The 17,387-nt window shown below is 43.3% G+C and carries 12 protein-coding genes; 10 read left to right on the top strand and 2 right to left on the bottom strand.

Annotation, left to right across the window (positions count from 1 at the left end):
- Positions 1 to 20: 20 nt before the first annotated feature.
- Genes EO124_RS01460 through EO124_RS01440 form a run of 5 tightly spaced genes read left to right on the top strand, consistent with a single transcriptional unit; the run spans position 21 to position 6,113 of the window.
- Positions 21 to 1,169, top strand: a complete 1,149-nt coding sequence (locus EO124_RS01460; protein ID WP_241230640.1) for a DASS family sodium-coupled anion symporter — start codon at positions 21 to 23, stop codon at positions 1,167 to 1,169.
- Between the two features lie 10 nt (positions 1,170 to 1,179).
- A complete protein-coding gene (locus EO124_RS01455) occupies positions 1,180 to 2,064 on the top strand; it encodes an amidohydrolase family protein (RefSeq protein ID WP_127058021.1) in 885 nt (294 codons plus the stop codon).
- Positions 2,065 to 2,084: 20 nt separating this feature from the next.
- Positions 2,085 to 3,230, top strand: a complete 1,146-nt coding sequence (locus EO124_RS01450) for a PrpF domain-containing protein (RefSeq protein WP_127058020.1) — start codon at positions 2,085 to 2,087, stop codon at positions 3,228 to 3,230.
- Positions 3,231 to 3,232: 2 nt separating this feature from the next.
- Positions 3,233 to 5,185, top strand: a complete 1,953-nt coding sequence (locus EO124_RS01445; RefSeq protein WP_241230639.1) for an aconitate hydratase — start codon at positions 3,233 to 3,235, stop codon at positions 5,183 to 5,185.
- 46 nt (positions 5,186 to 5,231) lie between these two features.
- Positions 5,232 to 6,113, top strand: coding sequence for a LysR family transcriptional regulator (locus tag EO124_RS01440; protein WP_127058019.1), 882 nt, complete (start codon positions 5,232 to 5,234; stop codon positions 6,111 to 6,113).
- Positions 6,114 to 6,230: 117 nt separating this feature from the next.
- On the opposite strand, the gene EO124_RS01435 is transcribed toward EO124_RS01440, so the two are convergent.
- Entirely contained in the window at positions 6,231 to 7,565 is a 1,335-nt protein-coding gene (locus tag EO124_RS01435) for an MFS transporter (protein ID WP_127058018.1), read from the bottom strand.
- Positions 7,566 to 8,001: 436 nt separating this feature from the next.
- Between EO124_RS01435 and EO124_RS01430 the strand changes: the two genes are divergently transcribed.
- The gene (locus EO124_RS01430; RefSeq protein ID WP_021841522.1) at positions 8,002 to 8,682 is read left to right on the top strand and encodes a Crp/Fnr family transcriptional regulator; all 681 of its coding nucleotides are present in this window, start codon (positions 8,002 to 8,004) and stop codon (positions 8,680 to 8,682) included.
- A 100-nt stretch (positions 8,683 to 8,782) separates the two neighbouring features.
- On the opposite strand, the gene EO124_RS01425 is transcribed toward EO124_RS01430, so the two are convergent.
- Positions 8,783 to 10,210 carry a PepSY-associated TM helix domain-containing protein gene (locus EO124_RS01425; protein WP_241230644.1) on the bottom strand — a complete coding sequence of 476 codons (1,428 nt, stop codon included), beginning with the start codon at positions 10,208 to 10,210 and terminating at the stop codon, positions 8,783 to 8,785.
- Between the two features lie 262 nt (positions 10,211 to 10,472).
- Here EO124_RS01425 and EO124_RS01420 point away from each other — a divergent pair, with 262 nt between their 5' ends.
- Genes EO124_RS01420 through narI form a run of 4 tightly spaced genes read left to right on the top strand, consistent with a single transcriptional unit; the run spans position 10,473 to position 16,947 of the window.
- Entirely contained in the window at positions 10,473 to 14,213 is a 3,741-nt protein-coding gene (locus EO124_RS01420; RefSeq protein WP_127058016.1) for a nitrate reductase subunit alpha, read from the top strand.
- Complete coding sequence (gene narH, locus EO124_RS01415; protein WP_127058015.1) at positions 14,203 to 15,684, top strand: nitrate reductase subunit beta; 1,482 nt, start codon at positions 14,203 to 14,205, stop codon at positions 15,682 to 15,684. The genes EO124_RS01420 and narH overlap by 11 nt, the downstream gene beginning before the upstream one ends.
- Positions 15,677 to 16,288 (top strand): nitrate reductase molybdenum cofactor assembly chaperone, encoded by a 612-nt coding sequence (gene narJ / locus EO124_RS01410; protein ID WP_164726530.1) that lies wholly within the window; start codon positions 15,677 to 15,679, stop codon positions 16,286 to 16,288. The genes narH and narJ overlap by 8 nt, the downstream gene beginning before the upstream one ends.
- Positions 16,285 to 16,947: a respiratory nitrate reductase subunit gamma gene (gene narI / locus EO124_RS01405; RefSeq protein ID WP_021841517.1), complete on the top strand. Its 663-nt coding sequence runs from the start codon at positions 16,285 to 16,287 to the stop codon at positions 16,945 to 16,947. Before narJ ends, narI begins: the two co-directional genes overlap by 4 nt.
- Positions 16,948 to 17,387: the final 440 nt, after the last annotated feature.

The following is a 17,387-nucleotide window of genomic DNA, read 5'->3' as shown; positions in this document are numbered from 1 at the left end:
GTGTGTTTAGAAGGGTGGTTATGGGAATGAAACGGCAGTTTAAATGGATAGGACCAATTTTACTTAGCGCAATCCTATGGAATATATCAATTCCGAATGGTGTTACGGTACAGGCATGGTCTTTATTTTCAATTTTTATGGGAACTATACTAGCTTTTATTTTACAGCCTTTACAAATTGGTGCCATTGCTTTTATCAGTTTGGGACTCACCGCATTATTAGGGGTTTTATCGGTAAAAGATATTTTAAGTTCGTTCTCGCAGCCTACAGTTTGGTTGATTGTATCTGCCTTTTTATTTTCAAGAGGCTTCATAAAAACAGGATTGGGAAAACGGGTTGCTTATTATTTAATGAAGTGCTTTGGTGATAATACATTAAAATTGGCTTACGTATTGCAACTGAGTGACTTGTTGATTGCACCGGCTACACCATCGAATACAGCTCGTGCAGGAGGAATAATATATCCGGTAGTACGGAGTGTTTGTAGTGCGTTTGATTCAAATCCCGGTGAAACATCGAAACGATTAGGAAACTACTTAATGCAAGCATCATATCACGGTAATACAACAACTTCGGCTATGTTTATGACGGCCATGGCAGGTAATCCATTGATGGTATCTATAGCAAAAGATGTGGCTAATATAGAGATAAGTTGGGGATTATGGTTACTGGTAACAATAGTTCCCGGAATTATTGGCTTTTTTTTGATACCCTTAATTATTTATTTTATGAATCCGCCGGAAATTAAAAAAACTCCTCATGCGAAATCATTAGCTATTAGTGAATTAGAAAATTTAGGGCCCATTAAAAAATCTGAGATTTCTTTGGTTATTATTTTTTTATGTGCGCTTATATTGTGGGCAACTACTCAAATTACCGGTTTGAATGCAACTTTGATTGGATTATTAGCCGTAGGTGCCATGATTATTACTAATGTGATTAGCTGGAATGACGTAACTGGTGAAAAAGGTGCTTGGGATACAATGTTTTGTATGCCGATTTCTCAAGAATTAACACATTATGCAGCTGGTCCATCACCGATATTCTTTGAAAGTGGCTATATTAGTCAAAGTCAGTGGTGGCGAAATGGTTTTATTTTATCGATTATAAATCTGATTATTTGGATTGGTATCGGAAGCCTTTGGATTAAGTTTCTTGGATTAATATGAGGTGATTATTATGAAAGCGATAAATAGGGAGCAATTACAAGTTACATATTCGAGCTCTCGAGATTTACCAATTATTCAGGTTCTGCAGAATGCATGTGATTGTCATCACCATATATATGACCCTACTAGGTATCCTTATGTATTAAGTGATGTTCGCAATCAACCACCGGCAAGGGTAGAAGAATATAAGATCTTGCAAGAAAAATATCAATTTCGAAGAAGTGTGATTGTGCAACCATCAGCTTATGGACTAGATAATTCATGTACTTTAGATGCATTAAAACAAATGGGAGGACAAGCTAAGGCTGTTGTGGTTGTTGATAATACGATTGAAGAAGAAACTCTGAGTCGATGGAATGAGTTAGGTGTCAGAGGTGTACGCTTTAATATTGCTACCGGTGGTACAAGTAATCTGGACGTTATTAAAGAGGTTGCTGACAGGATTTATGATTTCGGATGGCATCTTCAATTTTGGATGACCGCCGATACAACTCTTGAATTATCTGATTTTCTTAAATCATTAAAAAATGAAATAGTGTTTGATCATAGAGGCCATTTACCTAAAAGTGTTGGTATAACTCACCCCGCATTTAAAGTTATTAAGGCCTTATTGGAGTCAGGCAAAGCTTGGGTCAAATTATCCGGACTGTATATAGATCATGATGATGCATATCCTGACTATCAAGATACCGTATCGGTAGGTAAAGCTTACGTAGCGATTAATCCTGATAGGATGCTTTGGGGCACAGATTGGCCACATCCTTCAGTTTTTAATTCTACCAGAGCATATCCGAATGATGCATATATGTTGGATTTATTATTGGAGCAGGCAGGGGATGAAAAGACTCTTAATAAAATTTTAGCGGACAATCCTGAAAGATTATATAGGTTTTAAATTATTAAGGAGATGATTTTATGGATCAGTGGTCAGTACCGTGCTCGGTATATCGTGGGGGGACGAGCCGAGGAATATTCTTTTTAGCTAAAGATGTTCCCCAAAATAAAGAGAAACGGGATTTATTGTTTATGACGGCTATTGATGCGTGGAACGGTACGCAGGTAGACGGTCTTGGCGGGATGACTTCCTCAACGAGTAAAGTTTGTGTAGTGGGACCCTCTGATATTGATGGTGCCGATGTGGAATGGACGTTTTTTCAAATAGGTTTGGAGAATCCCATAGTTGATGAGAAAGGAACTTGTGGCAATTTAATGACTGCTGTAGGAGCTTTTGCCGTAGATAAGGGTTTAATTAAAATTCCGCCACAGTCTAAACAAGTAGCTGTTAATGTATATCATACAAACCTTAAAAAGATGATTCGCATAGAAGTTCCGGTATATGAGAACATGTCGCAAACGACAGGGGATTTTTATATAGCAGGTGTGAAGAAACCGGGTGCCAAAATTTATATATCAATAATGAATCCGGGCGGCGAGAATACAGGGGCTGTGAACCCTCTTGGAGTTAAATCTGAAATAGTATTTAATAATCAAAATCATAGTGATGTGACTTTTTCAGATGTATTGAATCCGTTTGTATTTATCCGAGCAAGTAGCGTGGGCTTGACCGGAGCTGAATCAAAAGCAGAATTACTGAAAAATCAGAAAGTATTTGATGTATTAGATGATATACGTGCGGATATGGCAGTAAAAACGGGGTTAGCTCGCGATGTTCAAGAAGCTAAAACAGTGGTTCAGAATATACCCAAAATAGCGATAGTGTCCGAACCGATTACCTATACAACGAATCAAGGCACCGTTGTGAATGCTGAGGATATAGATATTGCTATTAAGGTAATATCCATGGGAAAATTGCATAATTCCAGTCCGGCGAGCTGCATGTATAATATAGCCGTTTCGTCGGCAATTAAAGGTACTTTAATTAATGAGATTATCGGTGATAAAACAGGGGGGCGTCGCCTGGTTCGTATTGGTCATCCCGGTGGTATCACAGAGGTGTTTGTTGATATAGATGAAGAAAGCGGTACCCCTGTTAGTGTGAGTGTTGAACGAACGGCACGTTTAATTATGAGCGGTGAAGTGTATGTGCCAAAAGAATTATAGGAATGGAGCTGATTAATATGGGTCTTACGATTATAGAAAAGATTGTACAAAAACATTTATTAAGTGGTGAAATGAAATCAGGCAATGAAATTCAGGTTAGTGTCGATCAAACCTTAACACAGGATGTGCTGGGAACTATGGCATATTTACAGTTCCAAGCATTGGGAGCTGATAAGGTGAAAACCAGATCGGTTTCGTACGTAGATCATAATACATTGCAGTCAGGCTTTGAAAACGCTGATGACCATATATACTTACAAACGGTGGCAGATAAATATGGGATTACATTTTCTAAACCGGGCAATGGGATTTGCCATCAATTGCATCTGGAACGATTCTCCAAACCCGGTGATTTCTTGATTGGCGGTGACAGTCATACGCCGACCGGAGGCGGTGCCGGCCAATTGTCTATTGGCGTCGGCGGTCTTGAAATTGCGGGAGCTATGGCCAGTGGTAAGTTTTATTTTACTATGCCAAAAATTATTCGGGTGAATTTAGAGGGACGTTTACAGCCTTGGTGTAGTGCAAAAGATATTATTTTAGAAGTTTTAAAACATTTTACTACGAAGGGAAATGTTGGAACGGCTATTGAGTATGGCGGATCAGGATTACCTTATTTGACTGTTCCGGAACGTGCCACCATCACTAACATGGGGGCTGAAATGGGCATTACAACCTCAATTTTTCCAAGCGATGAAGTGACACAAACCTTTTTAAAAGCTCAACAACGTTTAGAAGACTGGAGCCCTTTAGCGGCTGATGAAGATGCTGTATATGCAGACGAGATTACAATTGATGTGAGTGCTATCGTACCGAATATTGCGTGTCCGCATTCTCCGGATCAAGTTGTGACGGTTGAATCCATAGAAGGCCTACCTGTAGATCAAGTGTTACTTGGTAGTTGCACCAATTCTTCATATAAAGATTTACTCATAGCCGCTTATATGATGCAGGGGCATAAAGCCTTTGACCGTGTAAGTTTTGGGATTGCACCGGGCAGTAGACAAGTTCAAGAAATGGCGATGCAAAATGGTTTAATGACGACATTTATGGATGGCGGTGCACGACTTTTCGAAAGTGCTTGCGGATTTTGTTGCGGAGCCGGCCAATCGCCGAAAAGTCGTGGTGTATCGTTACGTACAAATAATAGAAACTATAAAGGCCGTTCAGGAACACAAGATGCAGATGTATATCTGGTTAGTCCTGAAACAGCCATAGCGAGTGCTATTACAGGTGTAATTACAGATCCGCGTAAATTTGCGGCAAAATATAATTTAGCGTACCCAACGATTGAGTTGCCGGCCGAATATATAATTAATGACACGCTTTTTATTAAACCAACCTGTAATCCGGATACGGAAGTTGTTATTGGACCGAATATTGGAGCACCGCCTAAAAATCAACCGTACCCTGATACCTTGGAAGCTAAGGTTGGTATTAAACTTGGCGATAAGATTACAACGGATGATATTACGCCGGCAGGGTCTTTGTTGAAATATCGTTCCAATGTGCCTAAATATTCAGAATACGTATTTTCGTTTATAAAACCGGATTTCGCAAAAACCTGTATGTCTAATCGCGACGCGGGGATAGCCTCAGTGATTGTAGCCGGTGAAAGTTACGGACAAGGTTCTTCGCGAGAACATGCAGCGCTTTGCCCTATGTTTTTGGGAGTCAAAGTTGTATTGGCTAAATCGGTAGAACGTATACATAGCTCTAACTTAGTAAATTTTGGGATTCTGCAATTAACATTTGTTGATTCCCAAGATTATGATAGTATAGAAGATGGAGATACTTTGGTCTTGGATAATTTGCACCAGGGTATTAAAAGCGGCAAAGTTACGATTTTTAATAAAACTAAGAATCGTTATATTAAAGCGGTAAGTTCGTTAACTGAACGTCAAAAAGAAATACTTTTAGCCGGTGGCTTTTTGAATTTCTTGCTGGACGCGTAATTGTTAGTTTTAGGTTGTGAGTAGATTCATTGATAAGGAGCGTTTTATGGAAGAGTTGGATTGGCAAATTCTTGAAGATTTAAAACAAACACATAATCTTAGTAAAACAGCAATGAATTTGATGCTTTCACAGCCGGCCATTTCAAAACGGGTACAACAAATTGAAGCACGATTTAATTGTTCGTTAGGTGTACGGACTAAGAAAGGTCTTGTTTTATCGCCGGAAGGGACCGTGCTTTGTGACTGGGCTGAACGATTAATTAAAGCCACTATGGCAGCTGAATATGATGTAGCTCGAGCACGAACAGATAAGACTGGCGTTTTGCGTATCGGCGCATCTAATACATTTACTAAATATTTATTACCGGATATTTTAGTGGCATTTAAAAAATTATATCCCAATATAGAAGTGAAGGTAGTGACGGCGTGGAGCCGTGACTTGGTTCATATGTTGGAACGTAAGGAAATCTGGATGGCTTTTATTCGTGGCGAATATAGTAGCATCGGAGAGCGGGATGAATTGTTTGAAGAAACTATGTTTGCAGCAGCGTGTGAATATTTTGAGTATGAAGATTTACCTAAGATGCAACAAGTGGCCTATCGCAACGATGAAATGCTTGAGTTTAAACTTAATCATTGGTGGTTTAATAATTATAGAGAACGCCCTAACATTGGCATGTCGGTGTTAAACGTTGATGCTTGCCGAGTTATGGTACAAAAGGGATTGGGATATAGTTTTCTATCCGAGTTGATTATAAAACAGGAGTGCCCGGAATTGTTTCGCAGACCTCTTTTATTGGAGGACGGTAAGGAATTGACCAGAAAAACTTATATTCAATATGATACGGATTTAAAAGAAAATAATATCTTTGATGTTTTTATTCAATTTGTGAAAAATTGGGACTTTAAGTCGTCTGTTAAATTGTGAATATTGACATCAACGAAAAGGGTTAATTGCAAATAAAAAGAGTAGCCGTAACTTCAGATTACATCTGTCGTCAGGCTACTCTTTTTTTGGAAGTGCAAAGTTTAAAGGTATAGGAGATTAACACTTCATGCCGGAACCCTTGCGGGCGTAGAACCAATAGGTGATGACTATGGTCACGGCGATGAAGGCTAAAATTATATAGAACGCAGGCATTACCGATTCATAAGTGCTGTAGGCCCAACCGAAAACTTTCGGAATGAAGAAGGCCCCGTAAGCGCCCATGGCGGCGGTAAACCCCGTTACTAACGAAGATTGCATGCCATCCGTAAAAATGTACGGAATCATGCGGAAGGATGCGCCCGTTTCAAATCCCGTCATGAAGAACAGGAAGAGGAAGGCAGCGAAGAAAATAAGGAAGTTGTGAGTAGTAATGCCAAACATGATAACGATGGCGGCAAAGAACATGCCAATGAGCGACATCATGGTGATTTTGGTACCACTGTTAATTTTATCGGCCAACCAGCCGCCGACCGGGCGAATACCGGCACCGATGAACGGTCCTAAGAAGGCGCCGTAAGCGAATGGAACTTCCGGGAATTCTTTATTTACTAACAGGCTCAAAGCAACGGAAAATCCGATGAAGGAACCGAAGCCGCAGGTATAAATCCAGGTCATGAGCCAGGTGTGTTTATTAGTGAAAATACTCATCATGGAAGCAGGGCTCTGTTTTGGTAATGGCAAGTTGTCCATGTATTTTACGATTAGACCCAAGGTGATAAGAATTTGAATAATACCTACATAGCAGGTATTTTGTAAAAAGATGATAGTGCCATCGTTCAAGGTTTGCGGCGACCCTACGAGTGGGGCAAAAACTGTCATGCCCATAACAATCGGCGCCATCAGGAAGATAATGGAAACGCCCAGGTTACCGATACCGGCGTTAATGCCTAAGGCTGTGCCGCGTTTGTAACGGGGGAAAAAGTGACCGATGTTGGCCATGGACGAGGAGAAGTTGGCACCCGCAATACCGAGTAAGGCCACATAGATGAAAAATGTTTCATACGATGTTGTCGGATCTTGTAATGCCTCGGCGAGCCCCCAAAGCGGAATTAAGAGGAAGGCTGTTGCGACGAATGTCCAGTTGCGCCCGCCCAGAATGCCTGGCATATAGGTATAAATGAGACGTCCCGTTGCCCCAACGAGTCCAGGCATAGCGGCCAAGGTGAAGAGCTGCTCATCGGTGAAGTGAAAGCCGATGGCGTTGAGTTTTACGGCAATCGTTGACCATAATGTCCATACACAGAAGGAAATGGTCAAGGCGATAGTGGATACAATTAAATTTTGATTCGCGATTTTTTTACCATATTGATTCCAAAACTGTTCGTTGTCCGGATTCCACTGTGCCAAGATTTCACGACGACTCAGTTTTTGGGTGGCAGTTGTTGCTGACATGCGTACACTCCTTTGTTACAGTAATGCGAAAATCAGCCGCCATCCGGTCTCTCGATATAGATAACGGCTATTATCAACATGACGATTCTGGCTTTATACAAGGCTGTAGCAAGCTGATTTATTTCGAGGTACAGTCATGAGCATAAAGCGTGTCTAATTGGAGTATAGGAAAAATATTCGATTTTGTATGTGACAAATATCACTGAAAAGTAAGATTCTGTGTAAAAGGATGTTTTTTGAAAAACTCAAATTAAATTCATTGTGTCTTTGTCGGGTGGAATTCAAGATGAAAATTGTGCAATTTGAAGAATCCTTGCATTTAAGCCTATATGTGGCACTAAATATATAACTTTAGATATATAGTATGCTATAATAGAATAAATGATGCTTTAGGGAAAGGGCGTTTTAACAATAGATTATAACTGAGGTGCTACGTATGAAGTATACGTTTGATATGGTAAAAGACCTGCGTGCGTTTCGTGATATTGATGAAGCAGATTTCAAAACATTGCTGCAAACGGTGGGCGCTTTTACGAAGAAAATTAAAAAAGGCGGTTATATAACACTTGCCGATGAAGAGGTGCCTTGTGTGAGCGTAATTCTTAAAGGTACGGTTCACATGATGAGTGAAGATATTTGGGGCAATCGGTCGATTTTGGTCTTTATGAATCGCGGCGATTTATTCGGCGAATCTTTTGCGTGTAGTTCAAACCAGGTTTCGCTGGTTAATTTTTATGCCGCCTCCGATGTGACCGCTCTGTACATTCCGTTTGATAAATTATTATCTCTGTCCGCCAATGATTTGGGGGCCTATCGCCAATTGGTGCAGAATATTATGACCCTTGTTGCCGATAAAAATGTGCGTATTTTGCAAAAACTGGAAATTGTGTCGAAGCGTAATTTACGCGACAAGCTGATGGCATATTTTTCCTATATGGCAAAAGTTTGGGGTAGTATGGAGTTTGATGTACCCCTAGGTCGTGTGGCGCTCAGCGAGTATCTCTGTGTGGATCGCAGTGCGTTGACTCGGGAATTATCGCGCATGCAGGACGACGGCTTAATCGAGTTTGAAAAAAATCACTTTAAAATTTTGGCACCGGCCGATTCATTGACATAATCAATTAGTTTTTATCTGATAACTTGAAAAAGATTTAAAAAGAGCAACGAAGTTTTCGTTGCTCTTTTTATTGGCATTTTTTATGCATCTAATTTTACTTTTACTTTTTTATCAAGATATAAATCATATCCAATAGTGGCAAAATCATTGCGATTAAAGCAATTTCATTGTGATACGGCATGGCTGTCAATGGAACCCACATACCGATAATGGTTAAAACGGACCAGGCAATCGGACGAATCCATATGTTTGATTGGGTGTTAATAGTAGTTGTAGCCACGGAAGCTTTATCAGTGTTGGACGGAACCGATTGAGCCTTGAGCCAAGACGCCCATTTGCCCCAACGTTGGAAGGTTAAAAACGCACCAAATAGGGAAGCCAAACTTAACACAACCATCCAAAGTCCCCAAACAATTTTAAGGGCTATTGTATTGTGATTATGAATATGTAGATTGATGAGAGTTGTTAAGCCGGTGAAATACCAGGGAATCGGCTGTGAATAAAAATGGTCTTGCTGACCGTCTTTGGATAAGTTGGCGTATACCGGTTGTCCCAAGAATAAAGCCGGATCTTCATCGTTTTCACGACCTAAATAGAAGGCGTAATGCTGTTCGTTAAAACGGGATGGATAATCCATGGAAATTAGAAGTTGCCCCGGATATTTGGCGTGTACTCGGGCAATAGCTCCGGATGGTGTTAAAATATCGGATTTTTGAGCACTCAATTCGACTTTGGCATTGTAAGCCACATTTTTATTGTAGTTGTCGTTTAAAATAAAGAAGGCGGCAATACCGGTACCGGAAATGCTGAGAATAAAGCCGAAAATGACGGTTAACATCATTAATTCACGATGCAAATTGGCGAAACGACTGCGCAATGACTCTTTGAAAGAATGCGCATTGGCATTATCGCTTGCTATTATGGTAGAGTCGGTGTTTGTACGGGTGTTATTAGCGGTAGCCGGAGTAACTCGTTGGTTTTGCAACATAGTTTTACGTAATTTGGCTGTTTTGGAAAACGGTCCGTATAAAAAGGCACCGCTGGCAACGGCCAAGCCACAGATTAAGGAAATAATACCGATGAGATATAAGCCTAATCGATCCAAAGCTAAACGGGTATGTAATTCATGGAGCGTATGCATCACGGTGCGAAGTGGTGTAACGGTGACTTTGCCGCTTTGCGGCTGCATCAATTGCTGGTTGTGTGGATTATAAATGATATAATCGCCACCCATCCCCATACGGGCACGTGGCTCATGGGTGTTATTCTTATCGATGATGCGGTAGCGCAATAGATGCGAGCCCATAGCCGGTGAGATGTTTAAGATTTCTTTAGTCGGATATTTCTGAGTAAACTGAGCAGCTCCTTGGTCGGCGCCGTCCCAGAGGGTATTAATATTCATAGGTGCTGCGCCCATAGTATGCGAACCTTGAATTTCTGCTCTGAATAAGAGAATTAACCCGGTGATGCAGAGTAGGAAGAAAAATAGAAATGAAAATATACTAAGATACTTGTGTAGTTTATACATGGTTGACGTATTCATAAAAAGACTCCTTTCTTTGCCATTTTAGTCCTCTAAAGAATAGCTTTCAAGGTTTTGTGATCCTACATGAAAATTACTCATAGGTAAATTGTGCCGAAACTCTAATACGTAAAATCGACAATCAAAAAGTTTGATATATACCTTAACTAAATGTCCCTTTGGATTAATTTTATCGATATATGTGATATAAATCACACACCCAAAAACGTTCCTTTGGTATTCTGAAGATAACAAGGAGGGACAACGCATGAATACGTTTTTTAAAAAATTTTCCTATCTAATACCTAAAAATAAAAGTGAATCAGGCCATCAAGCCGTGTACCAAGGCGGCCGTGACTGGGAATCCATGTATCGTAACCGTTGGTCGTATGACAAAGTGGTGCGCTCCACGCATGGCGTAAACTGCACCGGTTCCTGCAGTTGGAATGTTTTTGTCAAAAACGGTATCGTGACGTGGGAAAATCAGAATCATGATTATCCTGAAACAAGTCCCGATATGCCTGATTTCGAACCGCGTGGTTGTCCGCGTGGTGCTTCGTTCTCCTGGTATATGTACAGCCCGTTGCGCGTAAAATATCCGTACGTTCGCGGTGAATTGGCGGATATGTGGCGCGAAGCCAAAAAAGAACATCCGAACGCGTTAGAAGCGTGGAAATCTATCGTGACGGATCCTGAGAAAACGAAACGGTATAAGTCCGCCCGTGGTATGGGTGGTTTTGTCCGTTCTACCTGGGATGAAGCATCTGAAATTGCGGCCGCTTCCATGCTTTACACGGTGCAGACCTACGGTCCGGACCGCAACTTCGGCTTTTCGCCGATTCCGGCCATGTCCATGCTAAGCTACGCCGCCGGTGCCCGTTTCATGAACCTTATGGGCGGTGCCTGCCTCAGCTTCTATGACTGGTATGCCGATTTGCCGCCGGCCAGCCCGCAGGTATGGGGCGAACAGACAGACGTGCCGGAAAGTAGTGACTGGTACAATGCCGGTTACATTATTACATGGGGTTCCAACGTACCGCAAACCCGTACGCCGGATGCTCACTTCCTCACCGAAGTTCGCTACAAAGGTACCAAAGTTATTTCCGTTTCTCCGGACTACGCCGAATCTACCACGGCCGCCGATACATGGCTCAATGTAAAAGCCGGCTCTGATGCGGCCCTCGCCATGGCCATGGGTCATGTTATTTTAAAAGAATACTACGTTGATAATCAGACGCCGATGTTCCTCGACTACGCCAAACGTTATACCGACTTCCCGTTCCTCGTTCGTTTGGATGAAAAAGACGGTAAGTTCACGGCCGGTCATTTCTTGACGGCCAAAGACATGGGTGATTTGTCGAAACATAGCGAGTTTAAATATTATGTGCTCGATGAAAAGAGTGATAAATTAGTTATCCCTAACGGCCAGATGGGCCATCGTTGGGCTGACAAAACGAAATGGAATTTAAAACTCGAAAATAGTGAAACCGGCGAACCTATCAGTCCTAAATTATCCTTCATCGATGAAAAGGATGATTTAAAAACTGTAAGCTTACCGTTCTTCGGTCATTTGGATAATACGGACACCTTATCTCGTCGTGTGCCGGTTAAACGCATGAAAACGGCTGACGGTGAAGTATATGTGACCACTGTTTACGACTTACTCTTAGCCAACTACGGTGTTGACCGTGGTCTCGGCGGTGAAGTGAATGCTAATTATGAAAGCGATACACCATTCACGCCGGCTTGGCAGGAAAAATATACAGGTATTAAACCGGAAATGGTGATTCACACGGCGCGTGAATTTGCGGATAATGCCATTGCTACCAAAGGTCGTTCCCTCATCATCATGGGCGGCGGTATCAACCACTGGTTCCATGCGGACATTATTTATCGTGCCGTATTGAATCTTGTGCTCTTCTGCGCTTGCGAAGGTAAAAACGGCGGCGGTTGGGCTCACTATGTAGGTCAGGAAAAACTACGTCCTGCCGAAGGTTGGGGCGCCATTATGACGGCTAAAGATTGGCAGCCGGTACCTCGTTTGCAAAACGGTACATCCTTCTTCTACTTCGCTACCGACCAATGGCGTAGCGACGAAATGGATACTAACGACTTGACGTCCGCCCTCGTAGAACCGCGTTATCGTCATGTAGGCGACTACAATGTATTGGCAGCTCGCTTGGGTTGGTTGCCGTCCTATCCGACGTTTAAAACAAGCAGTGCCGATATTTATAAAAATGCTGCTAAGGCGGGTTATACCGAATTTGGCGATGTGAAAAGCTTCGTAGCGCAGCAGCTTAAAAATAAAGAGTTGGAATTTGCTGTACAGGATCCGGATGCACCGGAAAACTTCCCGCGCAACCTCATTGTATGGCGTGCCAACCTCATTACGTCGTCCTCTAAGGGCCACGAATACTTTATGAAACATTTACTCGGCACGAAAGACGGCCTTCTCGAATCGGATACGCCGGCTGTTAAACCGACTGAAATTAAATGGCGTGAAGAAGCGGGCAAGGGCAAACTTGACTTGCTCATTGACCTCGATTTCCGTATGGCCGGTTCCGCCCTCTATTCGGATATCGTGCTTCCGACCGCTACTTGGTATGAAAAAACCGACTTATCGTCTACCGATATGCACCCGTTCGTGCATCCGTTCCAACCGGCCGTTGATCCGGGCTGGGAAGCCAAAACGGACTGGGATATTTTCCTCACTTTGGGTCAGGCTGTTTCTAAGCTGGCTAAAGAAGTGAATATGCCGGTATATCGCGACATCGTAGCTACGCCGTTAGGACACGATTCGGAAGCGGAACTCGCTCAGCCGGGCGGCCTTGTGAAAGACTGGAGCCGCGGTGAATGTGAACCGATTCCGGGCAAAACAATGCCGCAGCTCGTAGAAGTGGAACGCGATTATACCCGTATTTTTGAAAAACAACGTGCTTTAGGGCCGAACTTAGCTAACGGCACAGTAGGGGCTCACGGTATTGCCGTTAACATCGCTGAACAATACGAAGAGCTGAAAGCGCGTAACGGTGTGATTCGCAGTCGTGCCCAAGGCTCCACCGCTCCTGAAGGAGCTACCGATGGTGCCGGTCATGTGATTTCTACAACTGATGACGTAGGTGCCGGTTGTCCTTCTATTGAAGATGCGTACCAAGCTTGTCAGGCTGTTTTGACTATGTCCTCCGCCACGAACGGCGCCGTAGCGCATAAGAGCTGGGCGAAGGCGGAAGAATTAACCGGTCTTAAAGACTTAACCAAGATGACGGGCGGTCGCAGCGGTGAACAGATTACTTTTGAAGATATCGTAGCACAACCGCGCCTCGTTATCAGCACGCCGATTTTCACGGGCAACGGCAAAGATAATCGCCGTTATACGCCGTTTACTAATAATGTGGAACTCCTCATGCCGTTCCGCACGATTACGGGCCGTCAGTCCTACTTCCTCGACCATGACATCATGGCAGAATGGGGTGAACAGATGGCGACGTTCAAACCGATTTTGGCCTATGCACCGATGCGTGAAAGCTTGCCGAATGACGGTGTTCGTGAAATCACACTTAAATACTTAACGCCGCACAACAAGTGGAGTATCCACAGTATGTACTTTGATACGCCACATATGTTGACCTTGTTCCGCGGCGGTCAATCCGTATGGCTCAACGAAGATGATGCCAACGAAATCGGTGTAGCCGACAATGATTGGATTGAACTATATAACAGCAATGGTGTTGTGGCCTCCCGTGCCGTAGTAACACCGCGTATTCCACGCGGCCTCGTCTACATGCACCATGCACAGGATCGTCACATCAACGTGCCGGGCACATCGCTTACGGGCGGTCGTGGCGGCACCCACAATACGCCGACACGTATTCACATGAAACCGACCCATATGATTGGGGGCTACGGTCAATTGAGTTATGGGTTTAACTATTACGGACCTACCGGTAATCAGCGCGACATGCTTGTGGTAGTGCGTAAGATGAAGGAGGTTGATTGGCTTGAAGATTAAAGCACAAATTTCGATGGTCATGAATTTAGATAAATGTATCGGTTGTCATACTTGCTCGATTACTTGTAAAAACACGTGGACCAACCGCGAAGGTGCGGAGTACATGTATTTTAACAATGTAGAAACGAAACCGGGCATCGGCTATCCGAAACATTGGGAAGACCAGAACCGTTGGAAGGGCGGCTGGACTCTAAAAGATGGTAAACTGCAGCTCGCTACGGGCTCTAAGGGCAACCGTCTGATGAAACTCTTTTTCCATCCGGAACAGCCGGAGCTGAAAGATTATTTCGAGCCATGGACCTATGATTATGAAACCTTGATTCACTCCAAACGTAAAAACAATCAGCCGGTGGCGCGTCCCCGCTCTTTGATTACGAAAGAAAAAATGGAAATTGAATGGGGCCCTAACTGGGAAGATGATTTAGCCGGCGGTAATACGGCTCGTGCCGACATTAACCTTCAAAAAATGGGTCAGAACATCGCCCTTGATTTCCACGATATCTTTATGAAATACTTGCCGCGCCTTTGCAATCACTGCTTGAATCCGGCCTGTGTAGCGGCTTGTCCGTCCGGTGCCATCTACAAGCGTGATGAAGACGGCGTTGTTCTCATTTCGCAAGATGTGTGTCGCGGTTGGCGTCATTGTGTGCCCGCCTGCCCGTATAAAAAGATTTATTATAATTGGCAGACCAATAAGGCTGAAAAATGTGTATTCTGTTACCCTCGTTTGGAAAACGGTTTACCACAGATTTGTGCCGATACCTGCGTCGGTCGCATGCGCTATGTAGGCGTGTTACTCTACGATATGGATAAAGTGGAAGCGGTGGCCTCCACGGAAAATCCGCAAGACATTTATGACAATATGCTTGATGTGTTGCTCGACCCGCATGATCCGGCCGTTGCGAAAGCTGCTAAAGAACAGGGTATCCCTGACAACTGGATTAAAGCGGCTAAAGAATCGCCCGTATTCCGTCTCATTAAAGAATGGCAAATTGCGTTGCCACTTCATGCAGAATATCGTACGGTACCGATGGTATGGTATGTGCCGCCAATGAGCCCGATTTTACATAAAGATTCGGCGTCGGTACATTTCCCAGAAGCGGAAGCCATGCGCATTCCGGTAGCTTATTTGGCACAGATTTTCTCCGCCGGTAATGAAGATGTTATCCGCCGTGTGCTTAATACTTTGCTTGATTTGCGTCGTTATATGCAACAGCGCACCCGCGGCGAAGCAACGACTGAATTTGATACTAAATATGGTGAGCATACGCTCTATGATATGTATCGCTTGCTTGGTATTGCTAAATATCGCGATCGTTATCGCATCCCGGCCGGCGTCAATGCAACGCAGGAAGAAAAACGTTTGCATCAAGGTGTAGGTGGTTTTAGTGATTGTGCCTTCGGCGGTTGTAGCGGTTCTGCTCCGAGCGCTTCCGGCTGTAACGGATGTGCCGGAGGTGGCCATGAGTAATTCTATGGAAACAACGAAACAAACAGCTAATCAAACGAAGCTGAATCAAATGGCAGAGGGTCAAGTTCTGCCGGATCAGACTGCCTTGGATAAAGAAGCGTTACAATTAAGTGCTTATTTATTGAGCTATCCTTCGGCCGAGTGGCGTGAAGCTTTGCCGGACGTGCAGGCGGCGTGGCGTGCTTGGGCGGATAGTCCCTTGAAAGAAAGTCTCGGTGCGGTCCTTGATTATATCCTCAATGAACAGCCACGCGAATACGAGGACGAATATGTACGCGTCTTTGACTTTAGCAGTAACACCAATATGTATCTGACCTCTTATGATGCGACGAATGCGGAAGAACAGGCGTCGGAGCTATTGGAATATAAAGAGTTTTTTCAAAAGCATGGTTATGACATTGCTCGTGAGTTGCCGGATTATGTGCCGGCCATTCTCGAGTTGTGCAGTACCTTAGAACCTGCGGCGGCGTTGGAGATTTTACAACACGGCAAAGACGCCTTGGCAACGCTTCGTCAGCGACTCATTGACGGTAAACAGGTTCATGCTTTTGTGCTTGATGTAGTATTACAGATTGTAGAACGTTGGGAGGGAACTTTAGGATGAGTGAATTTGTTTGGGTCGCCTTGCCCTATCTTGCGTTTACCTTTTTAGTATTCGGTTCCGCCGTTCGCTACACCGTGTCGGAACGGACGTGGACCACGAAGTCCAGTGAATTTTTGGAGAAAAAGCAGCTCCGCATTGCCGGTCCTTTATTCCATTTTGCCTTGCTCCTCGTGTTCTTGGGGCATGTGGGTGGCATTTTGGTACCGCAGGAAGTGACGGAAATGTTTGGTATTGACGAGCATCTCTATCACATGGGGGCGCTCTACATCGGTGGGGTAGCCGGGATTTTATTGGTAGTAGGTTTTTTACTCCTTATGAAACGCCGTTTTACCTCGGTGTACATGAAAGTCAATACATCGTCAATGGACGTATGGCTCTTCTTATTCTTGGGACTCACCATTTTGACGGGTTTCGCCGGGACCATGCTCAACGCCGATGGTGCGTTTAACTATCGTGAATATATCGGCCCATGGTTCCGTAGCTTGCTCATCATGCAACCAAAACCGGAATTGATGCTAAATATTCCGATGATGTTTAAAGTGCACATGTTCTCCTGGATGGCGGTTTGCTTTATCTTCCCATTCAGCCGTTTAGTGCATTGCCTGAGCTTCCCGTTCTTGTACTTGTGGCGCAGCGCCATCGTGTATCGCCGCCGCTAGTAGATGCTTGTAATAGCATATTACATATATAGTTATATATAGTAAAACACAAAAAGAGGTCTCCGTGTGTGGAGGCCTCTTTTGGTTAAGTTAATGATTAATTTAGTGAATAGGTTATACCGATTGTGAATAGGTGTCCGTAAAACGTCAAAAAATGGGTTGGATTGTTCGGATTTTTTGTTTGTTGAGCGTCAAAAATTAGAAAATAAAATATATAATTGGTAATTATTATCATTAAAATACAGCTTTGATTCAAATTGCGAGACTTGAGTTTTTAGAAAAATTAATGGCAAGATGTGTATTTACCACAAAAAGTAATCTTATGAATTGGCAGTGTGTACAGAAAAAACGAATGTGCTTAACACAAAAATATAAAGGTTTATGCATTGATTTAGAAGAGGGGGTATATAAAAGACTAATGTTTATGCAGATGGGATTTT

Origin of the sequence: Veillonella ratti (assembly GCF_003992115.1) — a bacterium.
Taxonomy (GTDB): Bacteria; Bacillota; Negativicutes; order Veillonellales; family Veillonellaceae; genus Veillonella_A; species Veillonella_A ratti.
This window is presented reverse-complemented; position numbering and strand designations above follow the sequence as displayed.

Excerpts from the sequence above, each read along its gene's own strand:
- EO124_RS01460 (WP_241230640.1), top strand. The coding sequence starts at position 21 with ATGGGAATGAAACGGCAGTTTAAATGGATAGGACCAATTTTACTTAGC.
- EO124_RS01425 (WP_241230644.1), bottom strand. The coding sequence starts at position 10,210 with ATGTATAAACTACACAAGTATCTTAGTATATTTTCATTTCTATTTTTC.
- narI (WP_021841517.1), top strand. The coding sequence starts at position 16,285 with ATGAGTGAATTTGTTTGGGTCGCCTTGCCCTATCTTGCGTTTACCTTT.
- EO124_RS01445 (WP_241230639.1), top strand. The coding sequence starts at position 3,233 with ATGGAGCTGATTAATATGGGTCTTACGATTATAGAAAAGATTGTACAA.
- EO124_RS01455 (WP_127058021.1), top strand. The coding sequence starts at position 1,180 with ATGAAAGCGATAAATAGGGAGCAATTACAAGTTACATATTCGAGCTCT.
- EO124_RS01420 (WP_127058016.1), top strand. The coding sequence starts at position 10,473 with ATGAATACGTTTTTTAAAAAATTTTCCTATCTAATACCTAAAAATAAA.
- EO124_RS01450 (WP_127058020.1), top strand. The coding sequence starts at position 2,085 with ATGGATCAGTGGTCAGTACCGTGCTCGGTATATCGTGGGGGGACGAGC.
- narJ (WP_164726530.1), top strand. The coding sequence starts at position 15,677 with ATGAGTAATTCTATGGAAACAACGAAACAAACAGCTAATCAAACGAAG.
- EO124_RS01435 (WP_127058018.1), bottom strand. The coding sequence starts at position 7,565 with ATGTCAGCAACAACTGCCACCCAAAAACTGAGTCGTCGTGAAATCTTG.
- EO124_RS01440 (WP_127058019.1), top strand. The coding sequence starts at position 5,232 with ATGGAAGAGTTGGATTGGCAAATTCTTGAAGATTTAAAACAAACACAT.
- EO124_RS01430 (WP_021841522.1), top strand. The coding sequence starts at position 8,002 with ATGAAGTATACGTTTGATATGGTAAAAGACCTGCGTGCGTTTCGTGAT.